Below are 19497 nucleotides of genomic sequence, written 5' to 3'. Positions count from 1 at the left end.
TTTTCCCCGGCTGCGATTATGACCGCTGTCCGTTTTCCGGCTCGTCGCCGGGGGTGTCGTCCTGCTCTTCCTCCGGAACGGCCTCGACGACGGCACGCTGCTGTTTCCGGACGCTGCGCCGGTCCAAGAGCAGGGCGAGGATGGCGCCGAGGATGGCACCGCCGCCGGCGAACATGACCAGGAAGAATCCGAACACAGCTCCGGGGTCGAAACTGTCGCTGCCCGGGAGGGCGTAAGCCACCACCGCTGCAGCGAGGATGCCCACCACTGCGCCCAGCACCAGGAACGGAACGTACTTGGGGGCGCGGCGGACCGTGACTTCGCGGCGCTCGGCAGGGGAGGGTTCGGCAGGCATGCCATCCAGCCTACATTTCGCGGAGCGGAGGCGCGCGCCGGGAACAGTCCGGGGACGTCCGCGCGCTGATATATCTCTTGACACGGCCGTGTGGACGCTGCCATATTCGCGTAAGCATAACGCGCAGCTTGTTGTGCATTGCGCAACAAGCGCAGCACTTCCCCCGGCTCATTTCATCGGGCGCGGCTACGCAGACCGGATCCGGCCCCGGTTCCACGAAAGGAACACGAAGACATGGTTCACAAAGTTCAAGCCGTCATTGCCCGGGAGAAGGACGCCCCGGTCACACTGGAGACCATCCTGGTACCGGACCCGGGGCCAGGCGAAGCGCTGGTGGACATCCTCACCTGCGGCGTCTGCCACACCGACCTGCATTACAAGCAGGGCGGGATCGGCAACGATTTTCCCTATCTGCTGGGCCATGAGGCCACGGGTGTGGTGAGCGCTGTGGGCACGGGTGTCAGCAATGTGGTCCCCGGGGACCGGGTGATCCTGAACTGGCGCGCGGTCTGCGGGCAGTGCCGCGCGTGCGCGAAGGGCGCGCCGCAATACTGCTTTAACACTGCCAATGCCACACAGAAGATGACCCTCGAGGACGGCACTGAGCTTTCGCCCGCCCTGGGCATTGGCGCGTTCGCGGAGAAAACGCTGGTGGCGGCCGGGCAGTGCACCAAGGTGGACCCGGACGCTGATGCAGCCGCCGTCGGCCTGCTGGGCTGCGGTGTGATGGCCGGCATCGGCGCCGCCATCAACACCGGCGAGGTCAAGCGCGGTGAATCCGTGGCCGTGATCGGTTGCGGCGGCGTGGGCATTGCGGCGATTGCCGGGGCGAAGCTGGCAGGAGCGACGACGATCATCGCCGTGGACATCGATGACAACAAGATCGGCATGGCCACAGCCCTCGGCGCAACCCAGGGTGTGAACTCCAGCCGGGAAGACGCGGTGGAGGCCATCCGTGCCCTCACCGGAGGCAATGGAGCAGACGTGGTGATTGACGCCGTCGGCCGTCCTGAAACCTACAAGCAGGCCTTCTACGCCCGCGACCTCGCCGGCCGCGTGGTCCTGGTCGGCGTACCGACGCCCGAGATGACGCTCGAACTTCCGCTGCTGGATGTCTTCGGCCGCGGCGGGTCGCTGAAATCCTCTTGGTACGGCGACTGCCTGCCCTCCCGCGACTTCCCCATGCTGGTCAGCCACTACCAGCAGGGCAACCTGGATCTGGATGCCTTTGTCTCTGAACGGATTACCATCGACCAGGTGGAGGAAGCCTTCCACAAGATGCACGAGGGCAAAGTCCTGCGTTCGGTAGTGGAGATCTGAGGAAGTTGGAACGATGAAGTTCGGTAAGCAGCCCGCCCCCGTAGCGGACATCAACGAGGACGAACTCGTCGTCCGCAAGCCCAAGACCGAAGCGGCCGGGGTCAAGGCCGTCATGGTGGCGCTCGAACGGGCAGTGGCCCAAGCGGGTGTGGCCCGGACCGCCCACTCGCTGCTGCGGTTGAACCAGCGCGGCGGTTTCGACTGCCCGGGCTGCGCCTGGCCGGAGTCGGATAAGAAGCGCAAGACCGCGGAGTTCTGCGAAAACGGTGCCAAGGCCGTGGCCGAGGAGAACACGCTCCGGACCGTCGGCGCAGAGTTCTGGGCCAAGCACTCGATTGCCGAGCTGTCCACCAAGACGGAGTACTGGCTGGGCAACCAGGGCCGTCTTTCCGAGCCTGTGGTGATCCGGGAGGGAGAGACGCACTACTCGCCGATCTCCTGGAATGACGCGTTCGAGCTGATCGGGGAGCGCGTCCGGGCCAGCACCCCGGACCGCTGCGTGTTCTACACCTCCGGCCGCACGGCGAACGAGACGGCGTTCCTGTACCAGCTGTTCGCCCGGTCCATAGGGACGAACAACCTGCCGGACTGCTCCAACATGTGCCACGAGTCCTCCGGATCGGCACTGAACCCGACCATCGGCATCGGCAAGGGCACCGTGTCCCTGGACGACATTCACGACGCGGAACTCATCTTCGTTGTCGGGCAGAACCCCGGCACTAACCACCCGCGCATGCTGTCAGCGCTGAAGGAGTGCAAGGACAAGGGTGGCAAGGTGGTGGCCGTGAACCCGCTGCCCGAGGCCGGCCTGTTCAACTTCAGGGACCCGCAGACTGTCTCCGGCGTGGTGGGCGGCGGCACGCCGCTCGCTGACGAGTACCTGCAGATCAAGGTGGGCGGCGACCTGGCCCTGTTCCAGGCACTCGGCCACCTCCTGCTGGAAGCCGAGGAGAAAAACCCGGGGACCGTCGTCGACCATTCCTTCATTGCTGCCCAGACCGACGGGTTTGACGCCTACCGCGAGGCCCGCCGAACCCTCGATTGGGATGAGACCGAGAAGGCCACGGGCCTGTCCCGGGAACAGATCGAAACCGTGGCCGGGATGCTCATCAAGTCCAAGGCGTCCATTTTCTGCTGGGCGCTGGGCGTGACGCAGCAGCCGCACTCCGTGGACACCATCAAGGAAATGGTCAACGTCCTGCTGCTGCAGGGCAACTTTGGCAAGCCGGGCGCCGGCGCCTGCCCCGTCCGGGGCCACTCCAACGTGCAGGGCGACCGGACCATGGGCATCTGGGAAAAGCCCAAGGAATGGCTCCTGGCCGCGCTGGATAACGAGTTCGGCATCACCTCGCCCCGGCAGCACGGTTACGACGCCGTGGAGTCGATGGAGGCGTTTGAGCGCGACGAAGTGGACGTTTTCGTCTCCATGGGCGGCAACTTCTCGCTCGCCTGCTCCGACACCGAAGCCCTGGAAGCGGGCATGCAGCGGATCGGGCTGACGGTGCACATCTCCACCAAGCCGAACCGGTCCCACATCGTCCACGGGCGCACGTCGCTGATCCTGCCCACCCTGGGCCGGACAGATAAGGACGACAAGCACCCCAAAGGCGCACAGTTCCTGTCCGTGGAGGATTCCATGTCCGTTGTCCACTCCACCCAGGGGCGGCTGACCCCCGTGTCCGAGCACCTGCTGGCCGAACCTGTGATCGTGGCCCGGATGGCCGAGGCGACCTTCGGCCCGGGCCACCCCGTGGACTGGCGGGGCATGGCCGAGGACTACGACGTGATCCGCGACCATATCGCCCGCGTCCTGCCCGGCTTCGAGGACTTCAACGCCCGGGTCCGGACCAAGAACGGCTTCGTTCTGCCCAACCCGCCGCGCGACACCCGGTCCTTCGCCACGGACATCGGCCGCGGCCGGTTCACCGTCAGCCCGCTGGAGTACCTGACCCCGCCGCCCGGGCACCTGGTGCTGCAGACCATCCGCAGCCACGACCAGTACAACACCACCTTCTACGGCCTGGACGACCGTTACCGCGGCATCTCCGACGGCCGCCGGGTGATCCTGATCCACCCGGACGACCTCGCGGAATCCGGCTTCCAGGACCGGGACCTTGTGGACGTGGTGAGCACCTTCCAGGGTGTGGACCGCCGGGCGGACAAGTTCCGCCTGGTGGCCTACCCCACCGCGAAGGGCTGCGCTGCCGCGTACTTCCCGGAGGCCAACGCACTGGTCCACAAGGAGAACGTGGCCCGTGTGTCCAACACGCCCGGATTCAAAGCCATGTTCGTCCGCTTTGAGCCGCACCAGGCCGTGGTGGCGGCTGCCCAGGCGTCCGCAGGGGAGCTGGCAGGGACGCCGGCTTAGCCGTGCGGGTGCATCGACGATAAAAGGCCCGCGACGGCGGCACACCGGTTGCCCGGTGTGCCGCCGTTTTGTTGCTGGAGGGACGGCGCTTGTTACGGCGTGGGGCGCCGCGAATCCATGCTTTTTCGTCATATCCGAAATTCATTGACACCGGGACGTGGCAGGCATCACACTGTTGCATATGGTGATCGCTGTTGCGTTAGATGCTTCCAGATTTCCTCTGGATTCATCGCTTCTGTTGGTGTTGGACCTCCCCACATTCACGAACAGAACGTCCCGGACGCCTCCTGGTGGCCCGCCTGCTCCGTCATCACTTCATTTCGCTCAAGACCAGCCCTATCGGGAGGAAAACACATGACTACTTCAGTGAACGTGCCGCTCAGCGCACGCGGAAAGCTCGCGTCAACATTGCCTGCCGAGCAGCTTGCTGAAATTACGGAGTTGTTCGCCCTGCGGCGCACCGGCTACTCCCTCGATGCCCCCTTCTACACCGACCCGACGATCTTCAAGCTCGATATGGAGGCCATCTTCGGCCAGCACTGGATCTTTGCCGGCAGCGTTGCCGAGCTGCCGGAGCCGGGCGACTACATCACGGTGGACTACGGCCCCTACTCCCTGATTGTGCTGCGCACCGACGAGGGTAACGTCAACGTCCTGCACAACGTCTGCCGCCACCGCGGTGCGCGTGTCCTGACCGAAGCCGCCGGCTCCACCGGAAACCTGGTCTGCGGCTACCACTCCTGGACCTACTCGCCCGAGGGCAACCTGATCCACGCCTCCGCCCCCGGCGAAGCCAAATTCGACAAGAACTGCTTTGCCCTCAAGCGCGCCCACAGCCGCGAGGTCGCCGGGCTCATCTTCGTCTGCATCGCAGATGAACCGCCCGCAGACTTCGACGAGACCTCCAAGATCTTCGAGCCCTACCTCGCACCCCACGACCTGTCCAAGACGAAGATTGCCTACCAGCAGAACATCATCGAAGAGGGCAACTGGAAGCTTGTCATGGAGAACAACCGGGAGTGCTACCACTGCGACGGGCACCCGGAACTCGCCTGCTCGCTCTTCCCCACGTGGGGCCTGACCGAGGGATTGATCCCGGCCCACCTCGAAGAGGTCTGGGACCGCAACAAGGAAGCCCAGTCCTCCCTCGAGGAGCGGTGCCGCCGTTACGGCCTGCCTTACGAGGTGGTTGAGGAGCTCGATACGCGCATTGCCGGTATCCGTATTTCACGCGAATCCCTGGACGGGGAGGGCGAATCCTTCTCGGCGGACGGCCGCAGGCTCTCCAAGAAGCTGCTCGGCGACCTGCCGGACTTCCGCCTGGGCCGCTGCTCGATGCACCTGCAGCCCAACAGCTGGTTCCATTTCCTGGGCGACCACGTCATCACCTTCGGCGTCTTCCCCATCAACGAGCACCAGTCCCTGGTCCGCACCACCTGGCTGGTGGCTGACGACGCCGAAGAAGGCGTTGACTATGACCTCGACAAGCTCACCTACACCTGGAAGCAGACCAACCTCCAGGACAAGGCATTCGTGGAACTGTGCCAGCAGGGCGCTGCCAGCCCCGCGTACGAGCCCGGCCCGTACATGAAGAGCGAGTACCAGGTGGAGGCCTTCATTAACTGGTACGTCCAGCGCGTGCAGGAGCACCTGGCATGATTGACGTCCTCACCAAGACGCCCGTCCGGGAACCACAGCGCATCCGCGGCCTTGAAATGCCGTGGAACCGGGTGATGGGCACCATCGAGGGACCGGCCAGCGCAGCCAAGGCCCTGGGCCCGTGGCATCCGCAGGAGTTCATGGCCGAATGCGTCGAGACCGTTCCCGAAGCAGGCGGCATGATGACGTTCGTGTTCCGCCGCTGCGACGGTGCGCCCCTTGCGTTCCGCGCGGGGCAGTACGTCAACATCGCCTTCCCTGTGAACGGCGATGACCACGAACCGGTGGACCGCAGCTACTCGCTGTCCAGTTCACCCACGGAACCGTGGACCTTCAGCGTCACCGTCAAGCGTGACCCCGGCGGGCTGGTTTCACCGTGGGTGCACGAGAATGTCAGGCCCGGCACCGTCCTGGACATGCTGGGACCCGTGGGGGCCTTCCACCTGCCGGACGCCGACCGTCGCGCGCGCTACCTTTTCCTGGCGGCGGGCGCGGGCATCACCCCCATCATGTCGATGCTGCGGACGATCCATTCGCTGCCCGGCACTGCCAACGTGGTGGTGCTCTACCACGGTGCGGAAGCGGGCGGCTTTGCCTTCCACCGGGAGTTGGCCTACATCGCGTCCGTGGACTCCCGCATCAAGGTCTTCTACGCCCTGGGCGACCGCGGCAGGCCCGAGGACTGGGAAGGCTTCACCGGGCGGCTGACGGCGGCCATGATCGATGAGGTGGCTCCCGACGCCAACGGACGCCAGGTCTACGCCTGTGGCCCTGAGGGTTACCTGAACACGGCTACTGAGCTGCTCACGAAGGTGGGCGTCGACGACACCTCCATCTACATGGAGTTCTTCTCCGGTGACCGCCAGACGCTCCTTGAATACCAGGCCGAGCTCGCCCTGGCGGCGGACATCGCCGAGGAGATCGCTGAGGAAATCGCGGAGTCCGCCGAGGACTACTTCGAAGGCCAGCCCGCGGCGTTCGGGATCTACGAGCCCGGCTACGACGCTGACGGAACCCTCCAGGCCGCGGGACTCGCCCTGGAAGCCGCAAACCTCGAAGCCGCGAACCCGGAAGCCGCTGCCGGCGCCGCGGCTGCGGCCCCGGAGGCGCAGGCCCCCGACGCCTCAAGCTTCGACACCGTCGGAACCGGCAGCCTCACGCTGTCCTTCATGCGAACCGGGATCAATGTGCGGATCGATCCGGAGGAGCCCATCCTCGGGGTGGCACAGCGTGCAGGTGTCCGGATCGGCGCCAACTGCAAGGAGGGCATGTGCGGCTCCTGCAAGGTGGTCAAGCTGTCCGGGGAGATCGACATGAACCACCAGGGCGGAATCCGCAAACGGGAAATTGATGCCGGCAAGTTCCTTCCTTGCTGTTCCACTGCGCGCACCGACATGGTGATCGACGCTTAGCCAGAACCAAACGCCAACCATAGGAGCCATGCCCATGTCAGGTAACAAAGCTGTTGCGTACAAGGAGCCCGGAGTTGTCGAGGTCATCGACACCCCCTATCCCTCGTTTGAATTGAAAGCCGGCCCCGGCGTCAACCCCGCTAATGTTGGCCGGAAGGTCCCCCACGGCGTCATCCTGCGCACCGTGAGCACCAACATCTGCGGGTCTGACCAGCACATGGTCCGCGGCCGGACCACCGCCCCCGCCGGCCTCGTGCTGGGGCACGAGATCACCGGCGAAGTCATCGAGACCGGGCCCGACGTCGAGTTCATCAAGGTGGGGGACATCGTCTCGGTCCCCTTTAACATTTCCTGCGGCCGCTGCCGGAACTGCAAAGAGCGCAAGACCGGAATCTGCCTGAACGTGAACCCGGACCGTCCCGGCTCTGCCTACGGCTACGTCGACATGGGCGGCTGGGTCGGTGGCCAGGCGGAGTACGTCCTGGTTCCGTACGCCGACTGGAACCTGTTGCGGTTCCCGGACCGGGATCAGGCCCTTGAGAAGATCATGGACCTGACCATGCTCTCCGACATCCTCCCCACGGGCTTCCACGGCGCAGTCACCGCAGGGGCCGGCGTTGGGTCCACCGTCTATGTCGCCGGTGCCGGGCCCGTGGGTCTTGCAGCGGCAGCCAGTGCCCAGCTGCTGGGAGCGGCAGTGGTCATCGTGGGCGATCTCAATGAAGACCGCCTGGCCCAGGCCCGCTCCTTCGGCTGCGAAACCGTCAATGTCGCCAACGGCGACCCCGCCGACCAGATCGAGCAGATACTCGGTGTCCGGGAAGTCGACGCCGGTATCGATGCCGTCGGTTTCGAGGCCCGCGGACACGGCCATGGGGCCCAGGAAGCGCCGGCCACCGTGCTCAATTCACTGATGGACCTCACCACTGCCGGCGGCTCCGTGGGCATTCCCGGCCTTTACGTGACAGGCGATCCTGGGGCCGCTGACGAGGCAGCCAAGAAAGGCAGCCTGTCCCTCTCCTTGGGCACTGGCTGGGCCAAGTCCCTGTCCTTTACCACAGGCCAGTGCCCGGTGATGAAGTACAACCGGCAGCTGATGATGGCGATTTTGCACGACAGGATCCAGATCGCCAAGGCAGTCAACGCTACGGCCATTTCGCTCGGCGATGCCCCGCGCGGGTACGCGGAGTTCGACGCCGGGGCTGCCACGAAGTACGTCCTGGACCCGAACGGTTACCTCAATAACTGATGCCTGGTTTCCGTTTGTAAAGAACGGCAAAGCTAAATGGCGGCACCCCGTGGGGGGTGCCGCCATTGTCATGGCTGGTGTGATTGGGGCGGATCAGCCGCGGAGGCGCTCCATGCCGGGATCCACCAGAGGCTCCGCGGAAACGGTGGCCGCCACGCGCCGCCCGAAGTACTCGATCTCCACGGCATCCCCGACGCCGACGGCGGAGGGCAGCCAGGCGTAGGCGATGGGCTTGCGGACCGTGTAGCCGTAGGCCGCGCTGGTGACGTACCCAACGGCTTCACCGGCCACGAACACCGGTTCCTTGCCCAACACCACTGGCGTGCCGTCGTCGACCGTCAGGCAGCGCAGCGTCTTGGCTGCGGGCTGTTCGCGGAGCGCAGCGAGTGCCTCGGCGCCCACGAACCCGGTCTTGTCCTTGGCCACGGAGAAGCCCAGCCCGGCCTGGTAGGGGTGGTGCTCGGACGTCATATCCGTGCCCCACAGCCGGTAGCCCTTCTCCAGCCGCATGCTGTTGAACGCGCCGCGGCCTGCGGCGATGATGCCGTGCTCCTGGCCGGCCTCGAACAGCAGGTCCCACAGCTTCAGCCCGTACTCGGCGGTGGTGTACAGCTCCCAGCCGAGTTCGCCGACGTAGGACAGGCGCATGGCGGTAACAGGGATGCCGCCCACGGAGATTTCCTTGGTGCGGAAGTACTTCAGGCCGTCGTTGGTGAGATCATCGGTGCTGACCTTGCCAATGACCTCGCGGGCCAGCGGACCCCACAGGCCGATGCAGCAGGTGCTGCCGGTGATGTCCGAGACGTGCACCCACTGGGCGGGATCGGCGGCCGACTGCCTGCGCGCCTCCACCCGGAGGTAGTCGAAGTCCACGTTGCTGTTGACGCCCAGCTGGAAGTCTTCCTCCGCCAGCCGCGCGACGGTCACGTCACTGCGGATGCCGCCGTCGGGCTCCAGCAGCAGGCAGTACGTCACGGCACCCGGCTTCTTGGCGATGTTTCCCGTGCTGAGCCGGTGCAACAGCGCCTGCGCGCCCGGACCCACTACAGAGAGCCGCTTCAGCGGCGTCATGTCGAAAAGTCCGACGGCGGTACGCGTCTTCCACGCCTCGGCGGCGGAAATGGGGGAAGAGAACAGGGCGGACCAGGAGTCCCGCTCCGGAGTCTTCCACTCCTCCGGCAGCTCCTCCAGCAGGCCACGGTTGGCCTCGAACCAGTGCGGCCGCTCCCAGCCGGCCGACTCCAGGAAGAACGCTCCCAGTTCCTTCTGCCGGACGTTGAACGGGCTGACGCGCAGGTCGCGCGGGGATTCCCGGGGCTGCAGCGGGTGCATGACATCGTAGATCTCCACGAAGTTCTGCTGGGAGGTCTCGCTGACGTACGCGTCGGAGGTCTGGACCTTTTCGAAGCGGGAAAGCTCGCAGCCGTGCAGGTCGGTTTGCGGCTGGCCGTCGATGATCAGCTCCGCCATGGCCTTCGCAACGCCGGCGGAGTGCGTGACCCAGACGGCCTCGGCCACGAAGAACCCCTCAAGATCCGGTGCCTCGCCCATGAGCGGGCCGCCGTCCGGGGTGAAGGAGAAAATGCCGTTGAAACCGTCCTGGATTTCGGTGCTGCGCAGCGCCGGCAGCAGGTCCTGGCTGTCCTCCCAGGCGGGCGCGAAGTCCTCGAGGGTGAAGTCCAGGCGGGAAGGCATGCGGTGGTCGGACATCTCTTCGGCCGGGACGTCCGGTAGTGCGGACATGTCCACCGGCATCGGGCGGTGGGCGTAGCTGCCGATGCCGATCCGGTCTCCCCATTCGCGGTAGTACAGGTCCCTGTCCTGGTAGCGCAGGATGGGCTTGCTGGCGCCCTTCGGCAGCTCGTTGACACCCTCGAGTTCGGCCAGCGGCGTGGTGACAACGTATTGGTGGGCGAGCGGCAGCAGCGGTACCTCCAGGCCCACCATCCTGCCCAGCTCACGGCCCCAGAAGCCTGCGCAGGACACCACGATGTCGGCAGGGATCAGTCCTGAGGAGGTCTCCACGCCGGTGACCTTGCCGCCCTCCTGGGCGATACCGGTGACGGTAGTGCAGCCGCGGTAGGTGACGCCGCGTTCGCGCGTGCGCTCGATCAGCAGCTGCACAGCGCGGGCCGCCAGGGCGAGCCCGTCCGTGGGGATAAGCAGGCCGCCCAGGACTTCGCGGCCGCCGGAAAGCGTGCCGGTGTTCAACAGCGGGTAGATTTTTTCGCATTCGTCGGCGTCGATGATCCGGCTTTCGACGCCCCAGGAGGTCATCACGCCCATCTTGCGCTTGAGGTCGGCCAGCCGCTCCGGCGTGGTGGCCAGCTCCAGTCCGCCGACTTGGTTGAAGCAGGACTCGCCGTCCTTGCTCAGCGCCAGGAGCTTGTTCACCGTGTAGGTGGCGAACTCCGTCATAGTCCTGGAGGGATTGTTCTGGAACACGAGGCCCGGAGCGTGAGACGTGGAGCCGCCAGCGAGCTCCAGCGGACCCTGCTCGACGACGGTGATGTCGTTCCAGCCGCGGCTTGCCAGCTCGTCGGCGAGGTTGGTACCGACGATGCCGGCTCCGATGATGACGACGCGTGGTGATGCGCTCATGATTCTTGGTTCTCCTGGTTGGTGCTGGAATCCGCCGTGCCGGCGTGCCGGGATTCGCTTCGCTATGAGCAACGCGCATCACTATATGCAACAGGGTGGCGCAGCTCACAGGGGATGTCAAGGGTGCCCTCCTTTGTTGCGGGCACGGCACCAACGTGTTGAAGGCAGCAAAGAAGCCTCCGCCGCTGGTGCGGCGAAGGCCTCTTGCATGTCATCCCGTTTTCCGAAAGCGGTGCTTCGATGAGGAATACCTCCCCAGGTTTTAGGCCCACCGAAGCACCTCTCACGGAAAACGGGACATCCGTTGCTGACGCTGTGCCTTCCTAGCCCGTCGGTTCCAGGACCTGGGACTCCACGGCTTCGGTTGGCAGCGGAACGGAGGACGATTGCCGGCGTGCAGCCTCCACGGTGTGCAGCAGCAGCAACGCGGTGGTCACGGAGCCGACGCCGCCCGGAACCGGAGTGAGCCCCGCTACGGTCCCGGTGACGCTGGCTTCGTCCACATCACCCACCAGCGAGCCGTCGGCAAGGACGTTCGTGCCGACGTCGACCACCACCGTTTGGGAGGAGACGTGGCTGCCGGTCAGCAGCCCGGCGCGGCCGGCAGCAACCACCACTACATCCGCATTCTTCGTGTACCGCTCCAGCGGGCCTGACCTGGAATGGCAGACCGTCACCGCGGCATCGCGTGCCAGCAGCAGGAGGGACAGCGGCTTGCCTACGACGGCGGACCGGCCCACCACCACCACCGCCTTGCCCGCCACGGGAACCTGGTAGTGGTCAAGGATTTCGACGACGGAGCGGGCGGTAGCGGGTGCAAAGGCCGGCTGCCCCACGGCAAGGCGTCCCAGGCTCAGCGGATTGGCGCCGTCAATGTCTTTTTCCGGGGCGATGAGGCCCACCAGGTTGTCCGTCCGGACACCGGGCGGCAGCGGGGCTTGCAGGATGATGCCGTTCACGGACGGTTCGGCGCTCAGGTCCCGCAGGACGCTGGCCAACACCGATTCCGTTGCGTCGTGGCCCAGGTCGATGACCCGGCAGCCGACCCCCGCGCGCTCCGCCGCCCGCTCGATGGAACGGACATACCAGTGCGTCGATTCATCGGCGGTCGCCATGACCACCGCCACGACCGGGCGGATGCCGTCCAGTCCAAGCGACCGGACCTGGTCCTGAACCTCCTGCTGGAACAAAGCCGCCAACGGCTTTCCGGAAAGTATTGAGGTACTCAACCAAGGATCCTTTCCCGAACCCGGGCCGACAGGGCATCTGCCGCCAGGACCACTTTTTCCTCAATCCCGTCCGTCTGCTGGGCCAGGAGCGCGCGAGCCTCCGGGTCCTTGACCGCGACGACATTGATATCGATATTGACGCGCGCTGTTGTGGCGGCCGCACGGGCGGCATCGGCGGCCGCTGCCACGTCGCTGATGACGTTAGCGTTGGCGACGTCGAACAGCTCGGTGGCGAGGTCCAAGATGCCGCCTGACAGCTTGACGAGCTGGGCGGGCGTTTGTGCCGCCTGGATCAGTGCGGCCTGGATCCCGGCAGTACGGGCGGCCTTGAGTTCAGCGGTACCGGACGGGAGCTTGTAGGAGTCGATGACTGCCTGGAAGGCATGTTCATCCGCTTCAGCCAGGCTCAGTGCCTCGGCGACAAGGTCGTCGGCTGCCTGGGTGATCCGCTGCACCAGCGGTGCGTGCTGCTCAAATTTGGCGCCGGTGGTGTAACGCGCCACCATGGCCACCAGGGCGGCGCCCTGCGCCGCATGCAGCGCAGCAGCGGCGCCGCCGCCAGGCGTCGGCTGCTTAGCGGCCAGCCGGGTGAGGTAGCTGCTCACTGTCTCTGAACTGATCATGGTGCTAGCCGCGGAGCCGGGTCATAGTGGGGTCGTACAGCGGATCCTGGGTGACCGTGGCGACGATCCTGCGTCCAAAGTACTCGATCTCCACGGAGTCGCCGACGGAGACTTCGGCGGGCAGGTAGGAGTAGGCGATCGGCTTCTTCACCGTGTAGCCGTAGGCGGCGCTGGTGACGTAACCGACGGCCTGGTCCTTGTAGAACACCGGTTCCTTGCCCAGCACCAGGCTGCGGCCGTCGTCGACCGTGAGGCACCGCAGGCGCCGACCGGAGTTCTCCTCGGTGCGGCCTTCCAGGGCCGCCTTTCCGACAAAGTTGTCCTTGGCCATCTTCACGGCGAAGCCCAGGCCGGCCTCGAAGGGGTCGTGCTCGGTGGTCATGTCCGTGCCCCAGGAGCGGTAGCCCTTCTCCAGGCGGAGCGAACTGAACGCGGCCCGCCCGGCGGCGATGACGCCGAACGGCTGGCCGGCCTTCCAGAGTGCATCCCAGAGGCGCTGGCCGTTGTCGGCGCTGGTGTACAGTTCCCAGCCCAGCTCACCGACGTAGGACAGGCGCATGGCCGTCACGGGGACGCCGCCGATGACCACGTTCTTGGATCGGAAGTACTTCAGGCCGTCGTTGGAAAAGTCATCGCTGCTGACCGTGCTGACCAAGTCGCGGGCGAGCGGGCCCCACAGCCCGATGCAGCAGGTGCCGCCGGTGGTGTCGCGGACCTGGACCCATTCGTTGGCCGTTCCTCTTTCGGTCTGGTGGCGGGCGGCGCGTTCGAAATAGGCGGTGTCGATGTTGCCGTTGGCGCCGAGCTGGAAGGTGTCCTCCGTGAGGCGGGCAACGGTGATGTCGCTGCGGATCCCGCCTTCGTGGTCCAGCAGCAGCGTGTAGGTGACGGCTCCCGGCTTCTTGTTCAGGTCCGCGGTGGTCAGTTCCTGCAGCAGCTTCAGGGCGCCGGGGCCGGAGATTTCGAGGCGCTTCAGGGGCGTCATGTCGTACATCGCGACGGCGGTTCGCGTCTTCCATGCCTCGGCTGCGGCAATCGGGGAGCTGAACATACCGGACCAGGCATCCCGGGCCGGCGGCTGCCATTCGGCAGGCATTTCCTTGAGCAGTTCGGCGTTGGCCTCGAACCAGTAGGGCCGTTCCCAGCCGGCGCCTTCGAGGAAGTAGCCGCCCAGTTCCCTGTGGCGGGCGTGGAAGGGGGACACGCGCAGGTTGCGCGGTGAGAGCTTGGGCTGGAGCGGGTGCAGCACGTCGTAGATCTCGACGAAGTTCTGTTGGGAGGTCTCGCTGACGTATTCGGGAGTCAGTTGGACGTTTTCGAAGCGGTGGATGTCGCAGTCGCCCAGGTCGATGCTGGACTTGCCGTCCACGAGGAGTTCAGCGACGGCACGGGCGATGCCTGCCGAGTGGGTGACCCAGACGGCTTCGGCGACGAAGAAGCCATCAAGTTCCTTGGACTCGCCAACGAGGGAGCCGCCGTCGGGGGTGAAGGAGAAGATGCCGTTGAAGCCGTCCTCGATCTCGCTTTCGCGCAGGGCGGGGAGCAGCCGCTTGGTGGCTTCCCAGGCCGGGAGGAAGTCCTCCACGGTGAAGTCCAGCCGGGACGGCATGTTGTGCTCGCTGATCTCGTTCGGCTTGAAGCTGCCGAGTTCGTCCAGGTCCACAGGCATGGGCTTGTGGGCGTAGGAGCCAATGCCGTAGCGGTCGCCGTGCTCGCGGTAGTAGAGGTCCTGGTCCTGGTGCCGGAGGATGGGCAGCTGCGCGCCGTTCGGCAGTTCGTTCCTGCCCTGCTGTGCGGGAACCGGGGTGGTTTTGACGTACTGGTGCGCCAGCGGGAGCAACGGCACGGACATACCGATCATTTCGCCGATCTTCGCGCCCCAGAACCCGGCGCAGGAGACCACGATGTCTGCCGGGATCACGCCGTCGGGCGTCTGGACGCCGGTGACCTGCCGGCCGGACCGTTCGATGCCGGTGACCGTGGTGTTGCCGAGGTACTTTACGCCCGCGGCCTCGGTGCGCTTGATCAGCAGCTGCACCGCGCGTGCGGCGCTGGCGAGGCCGTCGCTGGGGACGTGGAGGCCGCCCAGGATGTCCTCCTCGTTCAGGAGGGGGTAAAGCTCCTTGCATTCGGCGGGGGAAAGGAGGGAGCCTTCGATGCCCCACGCTGCGGCGTAGCCGAGCTTGCGCTTCAGGTCGGCGAGGCGGGTTTCGGTGGTGGCGACTTCCAGGCCTCCGACCTGGTTGAAGCAGCTAGTGCCGCCTTCGGTCAGCGACAGCAGCTTTTCCACGGTGTACTTGGCGAACAGGGCCATGGACTTCGAGGGGTTGGTCTGGAATACCAGTCCCGGAGCGTGCGAGGTGGAGCCTCCGGGCATGTTGAGGGGTCCCTGGTCCAGGACAGTGATGTTGTTCCAGCCCCGGGTGACGAGTTCATCCGCGAGGTTGGTGCCGACGATGCCGGCTCCGATGATGACAATGCGTGGTGACGATTCCAAGGGGTCTCTCCTGCTGCTTACGGGTTATGTCTGCGGACGATGGGTGCTTACCGGAACACCACGGTGCTGGTCTGGTCCAGGAGCACGCGGTGCTGGCAGTGCCAGCGGACGGCGCGGGAGAGGGCCAGTGCTTCGGCGTCCTGGCCGACGGTGGACAGCTGCGCCGGGCCATAGGTGTGGTCCACCCGGATGACCTCCTGCTCGATGATTGGCCCCTCGTCCAGGTCTGCGGTGACGTAGTGGGCGGTGGCACCCACCAGCTTGACTCCGCGGTCGTAGGCCTGGTGGTAGGGGCGTGCGCCCTTGAACCCAGGCAGGAAGGAGTGGTGGATGTTGATGGCGCGGCCCTCCAGTGCCCGGCAGAGGTCGTCCGAGAGCACCTGCATGTAACGGGCCAGGACCACGAGGTCGGCCTCGTACTCATCCACCAGCTCCAGCAGCCGGCGTTCTGCGTCGGCCTTGGTCTCCGGGGTGACCGGGACGTAAATGAAGGGGAGTCCGGCGGCTTCAGCCATCGCGCGGTGGGTCTCATGGTTGGACACGACGGCCACCAGTTCGCCGCCCAGGCTCCCGCCCCGCCAGCGGAAGATGAGGTCGTTGAGGCAGTGGCCGAACTTGGACACCATCACCAAGACGCGCTTGGCGGTCTGGTCGTGGAAGCTGAACTTCATGTCGAACCGGCTGGCGATGCCTGCGAACTCTTCCTCGAGCATGGCAGGCGTGTAGGTGGGTGAGCCGGAGAAAGCGGTGCGCAGGTGGAGGGTCTCGCGCAGGCTGTCGTCGAACTGCTGGTGCTCGTCGATATTGAAGCCGCGCTCGAACAGGAACGTGGTGACTGCCTGCATAATCCCTGCCTGCTCCTTGCAGGTCAGGGTCAGTACGAACTTCTGCGCGGGCTCATCCTTGAGCGCCGGCAGGGTGATGGTTGCTGATGCTGCTTCCATGAGGGTCATACCCTCCTCCTTCTAGATATATTCCAAAGTGGCAAACTGATATATTAGATTGGCTGCCAGCGTATACTGGTCCACAGTCGGGGTCAATAGTTTTTTTCTGGTTGCCAAGAAGGGGCTCAGCATGGCATTCGAAGCTTTGGCCGTGACGGAGGGCGCGGGGAAGAAGTCCCTCGCGGACGTCGCCTATGGGAGCATCCGCGACTGGTTGCTGACCCTGGAAATTAAGCCCGGTGAGCTGCTGAACGACGAGCTTCTGGCAAAGAAGCTGGGTATCGGCCGGACCCCTGTGCGCGAAGCACTCAAGCGCCTGGAACTGGACCGGCTGGTCAAGACCTATCCCCGCCGTGGCACCTTCGCCACCCGCGTGGATGTTACGGACCTTTCCTACATCTCTGAGATCAGGGCCCAGCTGGAACCCCTTGCTGCGGCCAGGGCGGCACGGGTGGCAACGCCGACGGTCCGCGCCCAGCTGCGTGAAACACTTGAAACGGTCGAGGCTTTTGACGTCGCGGCGGCCACGGTAACGGAAACGCTGCAGTTGGACGCGCGCGTCCACCAAGGTCTCTATGCTGCAGCAGCCAACCCCCACCTGGAAGACATACTGATCCGCTATGACAACCTTGCGACCAGGATCTGGTGCATGGTCATTGACCGGCTGCCGGACCTTTCCCGCCATGTCCACGAACACGTTGACCTGCTGCGTGCCGTCATTGACGGCGATGAGGAGCGGGCTGCCGAGCTTGCCACGGTTCATGTGAGCGGCTTTGAGCAGGCCGTCCGGGAAGCCCTGTTCAAGGCCTGACCGGCGAACCCTTACGCCTGTGGCCCCCGGTGCGTTACGCGCCGGGGGCCACAGCTGTCCGCGCCTATCGTCCTGGCGCGCTTTCCACGTCTGGGCCGGCGCCGGGGCAGGGGCTGTCGTCGGCGCATCCTTCTGCGCATTCGTGCTTCGTTACCAGCTCGAACTGGACACCGCGGTGCTGCTCGACCCCTGTACGGACGGCCCGCTCCACCATGGAGTCGGCAAGCCGGCGCCGCAGGGCAAGGGGATCCCGGCGCAGGTCCTTGGCCAGCGCGAAGCAGAGCAGCAGCATGACGATGATGAAAGGCAGCGCCGCGACGATAGTGATCCGCTGCAGGCCGGACAAGGCCTCGGCAGGCTCATCACCGCCCGCCAGCAGCATGACCGCTGCTACCGCCCCGGTCAGCGTTCCCCAGAAGACGATCACGCCGCGGTTCGGCTCGCTGGAGCCATTGGAACTGAGCGAACCCATAACGAGGGAGGCGGAGTCCCCGCTCGTGACGAAGAAGATCGTGATCAGCAGCATGGCCAGCGCGATGACGACCGGGATGACCCAGGCCGGCAGGGGAAGGACCTTGATCAGTTCAAACAAGCTGCCGTTGAAATCGACGGTGGGTGAGCCGTCGACAAGCTTGGCAACGGCACCGTCCGGGTTGCCGGTCGCGGCTGCTGTTTGCTGGAAATTGATGGCTGTCCCGCCAAAGATGCCGAACCAGACAATGCTGACGACGCTCGGCACCAGGATCACGCCGGTGACGAACTGCCGAATGGTTCGGCCGCGGCTGATCCTGGCGACGAAAAGGCCCACGAAGGGCGTCCAGGAGATCCACCATGCCCAGTAGAAGATGGTCCAGCCGGACATCCAGGCGCGCAGGGCTTCATCGCCCACGGCTTCCGTGCGCGATGACATCTCGGCCAGGTCGCGGACGTAGTCACCGATGGCGGACGGGATGAGGTTCAGGATGAACAGCGTGGGACCGGCGACGAACACGATGAGTGCCAGGATGACGGCCAGGATCATGTTGATGTTGGAGAGCCACTGGATTCCGCGGCTGACGCCGGATACGGCGGAGGCTACGAAGCAGAAGGTCAGGATGGCCACGATCACCACAAGGATCGGGGTACCGATCTCGCCGGCCCAGCCGTTGGACGTGAGGCCGCTGCCGATCTGCAGCGCACCCAGGCCAAGGGACGCGGCGGTCCCGAAGAGGGTGGCGAAGATCGCGAGGATGTTGATGAATTTGCCGACCGGCCCTTCAACGGCGCGCACCCCGAAGATCGACGTGAAGGCCGCGGAGATGAGTTGGCGGCGGCCCAGGCGGTAGGTGCCGTAGGCGAGGGCGATGCCGACAACGGCGTACATGGACCAGGGGTGCAGGGTCCAGTGGAAGATGGAGGTCGCCATGGCTGTCTGGATGGCTGCGGGGGTTTGTCCGTCCACAGTGCCCGGCGGGGGAGAGATGAAGTGGTAGAGCGGTTCGGCCACGCCGTAGAACATCAGGCCGATGCCGGTGCCGGCGGCGAACATCATGGAGATCCAGGAAATCGTGCGGAACTCCGGCTTCTCGCCGTCCTTGCCCAGTGGGATGTTGCCGAACTTGCCCAGTGCCAGCCACAGGACGAAGACCACAAAGAGCGAGGCCAGGAGCATGAAGAGCCAGCCCGTGTACTCCATGACCCAGTTCAGGGCGGCCGTGGACGTGGCGGACAGGCCGTCCCGGTCTGCGAACCCCCAGACCACGAAGGCTACAGCTGCCGCGCCGGTGATTCCGAAGGTGACCTTGTCCAGGCTGAGTTTGCGGTTCCGGCGCTGCGAGACAGCCTGCTCGGTCTGCGTAAGCCGCAACTCCTCCATGATCTGCTCGTGGTCGTCGACGGCATGTGGAACGGGTGGTTCGACCGTCGGCTCATCGTCGAGCCGGGTCTCGTTGGTTACGTCGTCCTTTGACGGCGGAACCTTGGGCTTGCGGGAAGTCAGTTCACTATTAATGGCCATGAAAGCGGGTCCTTTGGCTAGTCCATGGGCTTGCTTTTTAGATGCAGGGCCAGCGGCTGTCCAATCCCCTAAGGATGATTGGGGCAGCCGTTGGCCAACGGAGGCAGGGTCGTGAGCCCTATGGGGGAGGTGTTCCGCAAAGATCAACAGAGTTCGCGCTAAGCAACAAGAGTGGGCTACGTCACTGTCAAAGTCAAGAATGCGTCATCCCATGAAACTCTTGACCCCGCACATGACGACGGCCCACAGTATGTTGCATAGTGTGATTCATGTTGCGCGATAAGCGGACCCGGAAAAGGTACCTGTAGCCGGAAACTGCCTAACGGACGGTGTAGCCCTGTGATGAGTCGAGACATCCTTCACGGATGAGTCGGGTCATCGGTTACACCCCGGTCTTCGGACCGGGGTGTTTTTCTTTGTCCGGATGTTCTGG

General features: G+C 65.2%; 13 protein-coding genes. 6 read left to right on the top strand and 7 right to left on the bottom strand.

Going from position 1 to position 19497, the window contains the following annotated elements; all coding sequences use genetic code 11:
* Window positions 1–16: 16 nt before the first annotated feature.
* Window positions 17–355 carry a hypothetical protein gene (locus tag ACIQC0_RS13785; RefSeq protein WP_377214185.1) on the bottom strand — a complete coding sequence of 113 codons (339 nt, stop codon included), beginning with the start codon at window positions 353–355 and terminating at the stop codon, window positions 17–19.
* A 234-nt stretch (window positions 356–589) separates the two neighbouring features.
* Between ACIQC0_RS13785 and ACIQC0_RS13780 the strand changes: the two genes are divergently transcribed.
* The 5 genes from ACIQC0_RS13780 to fdhA all read left to right on the top strand — a co-directional run bounded on the left by ACIQC0_RS13780 (window position 590) and on the right by fdhA (window position 8363).
* Window positions 590–1675 carry an S-(hydroxymethyl)mycothiol dehydrogenase gene (locus ACIQC0_RS13780; RefSeq protein WP_377214186.1) on the top strand — a complete coding sequence of 362 codons (1086 nt, stop codon included), beginning with the start codon at window positions 590–592 and terminating at the stop codon, window positions 1673–1675.
* A 13-nt stretch (window positions 1676–1688) separates the two neighbouring features.
* The gene (locus ACIQC0_RS13775; RefSeq protein WP_400535639.1) at window positions 1689–4043 is read left to right on the top strand and encodes an FdhF/YdeP family oxidoreductase; all 2355 of its coding nucleotides are present in this window, start codon (window positions 1689–1691) and stop codon (window positions 4041–4043) included.
* Window positions 4044–4397: 354 nt separating this feature from the next.
* Window positions 4398–5702 carry an SRPBCC family protein gene (locus ACIQC0_RS13770; protein WP_377214188.1) on the top strand — a complete coding sequence of 435 codons (1305 nt, stop codon included), beginning with the start codon at window positions 4398–4400 and terminating at the stop codon, window positions 5700–5702.
* A complete protein-coding gene (locus ACIQC0_RS13765; protein ID WP_377214189.1) occupies window positions 5699–7114 on the top strand; it encodes a ferredoxin reductase in 1416 nt (471 codons plus the stop codon). The genes ACIQC0_RS13770 and ACIQC0_RS13765 overlap by 4 nt, the downstream gene beginning before the upstream one ends.
* Before the next feature lie 34 nt (window positions 7115–7148).
* Entirely contained in the window at window positions 7149–8363 is a 1215-nt protein-coding gene (fdhA, locus tag ACIQC0_RS13760; protein ID WP_400535634.1) for a formaldehyde dehydrogenase, glutathione-independent, read from the top strand.
* Between the two features lie 93 nt (window positions 8364–8456).
* Here the strand turns inward: fdhA and ACIQC0_RS13755 are convergent, their stop codons facing one another.
* From ACIQC0_RS13755 to purU, 5 genes are all read right to left on the bottom strand, one after another.
* Window positions 8457–10964 carry an FAD-dependent oxidoreductase gene (locus tag ACIQC0_RS13755; RefSeq protein WP_400535632.1) on the bottom strand — a complete coding sequence of 836 codons (2508 nt, stop codon included), beginning with the start codon at window positions 10962–10964 and terminating at the stop codon, window positions 8457–8459.
* A gap of 323 nt (window positions 10965–11287) precedes the next feature.
* Window positions 11288–12193, bottom strand: a complete 906-nt coding sequence (locus ACIQC0_RS13750) for a bifunctional 5,10-methylenetetrahydrofolate dehydrogenase/5,10-methenyltetrahydrofolate cyclohydrolase (protein WP_400535629.1) — start codon at window positions 12191–12193, stop codon at window positions 11288–11290.
* Window positions 12190–12816, bottom strand: coding sequence for a cyclodeaminase/cyclohydrolase family protein (locus ACIQC0_RS13745; protein ID WP_400535626.1), 627 nt, complete (start codon window positions 12814–12816; stop codon window positions 12190–12192). Before ACIQC0_RS13745 ends, ACIQC0_RS13750 begins: the two co-directional genes overlap by 4 nt.
* Window positions 12817–12820: 4 nt before the next feature.
* Entirely contained in the window at window positions 12821–15313 is a 2493-nt protein-coding gene (locus tag ACIQC0_RS13740) for an FAD-dependent oxidoreductase (protein WP_400535623.1), read from the bottom strand.
* Between the two features lie 47 nt (window positions 15314–15360).
* Window positions 15361–16266 carry a formyltetrahydrofolate deformylase gene (gene purU / locus ACIQC0_RS13735; RefSeq protein WP_400535620.1) on the bottom strand — a complete coding sequence of 302 codons (906 nt, stop codon included), beginning with the start codon at window positions 16264–16266 and terminating at the stop codon, window positions 15361–15363.
* 121 nt (window positions 16267–16387) lie between these two features.
* On the opposite strand from purU, the gene ACIQC0_RS13730 reads away from it, so the two are divergent.
* Window positions 16388–17068, top strand: a complete 681-nt coding sequence (locus tag ACIQC0_RS13730) for a GntR family transcriptional regulator (RefSeq protein WP_400535617.1) — start codon at window positions 16388–16390, stop codon at window positions 17066–17068.
* A 64-nt stretch (window positions 17069–17132) separates the two neighbouring features.
* Here ACIQC0_RS13730 and ACIQC0_RS13725 read toward each other — a convergent pair whose 3' ends face one another.
* Window positions 17133–19064, bottom strand: a complete 1932-nt coding sequence (locus tag ACIQC0_RS13725) for a BCCT family transporter (RefSeq protein WP_400535614.1) — start codon at window positions 19062–19064, stop codon at window positions 17133–17135.
* Between the last annotated feature and the right edge of the window lie 433 nt (window positions 19065–19497).

It is taken from the genome of Pseudarthrobacter sp. NPDC092419, assembly GCF_044755045.1.
Taxonomy (GTDB): Bacteria; Actinomycetota; Actinomycetes; order Actinomycetales; family Micrococcaceae; genus Arthrobacter.
This window is presented reverse-complemented; position numbering and strand designations above follow the sequence as displayed.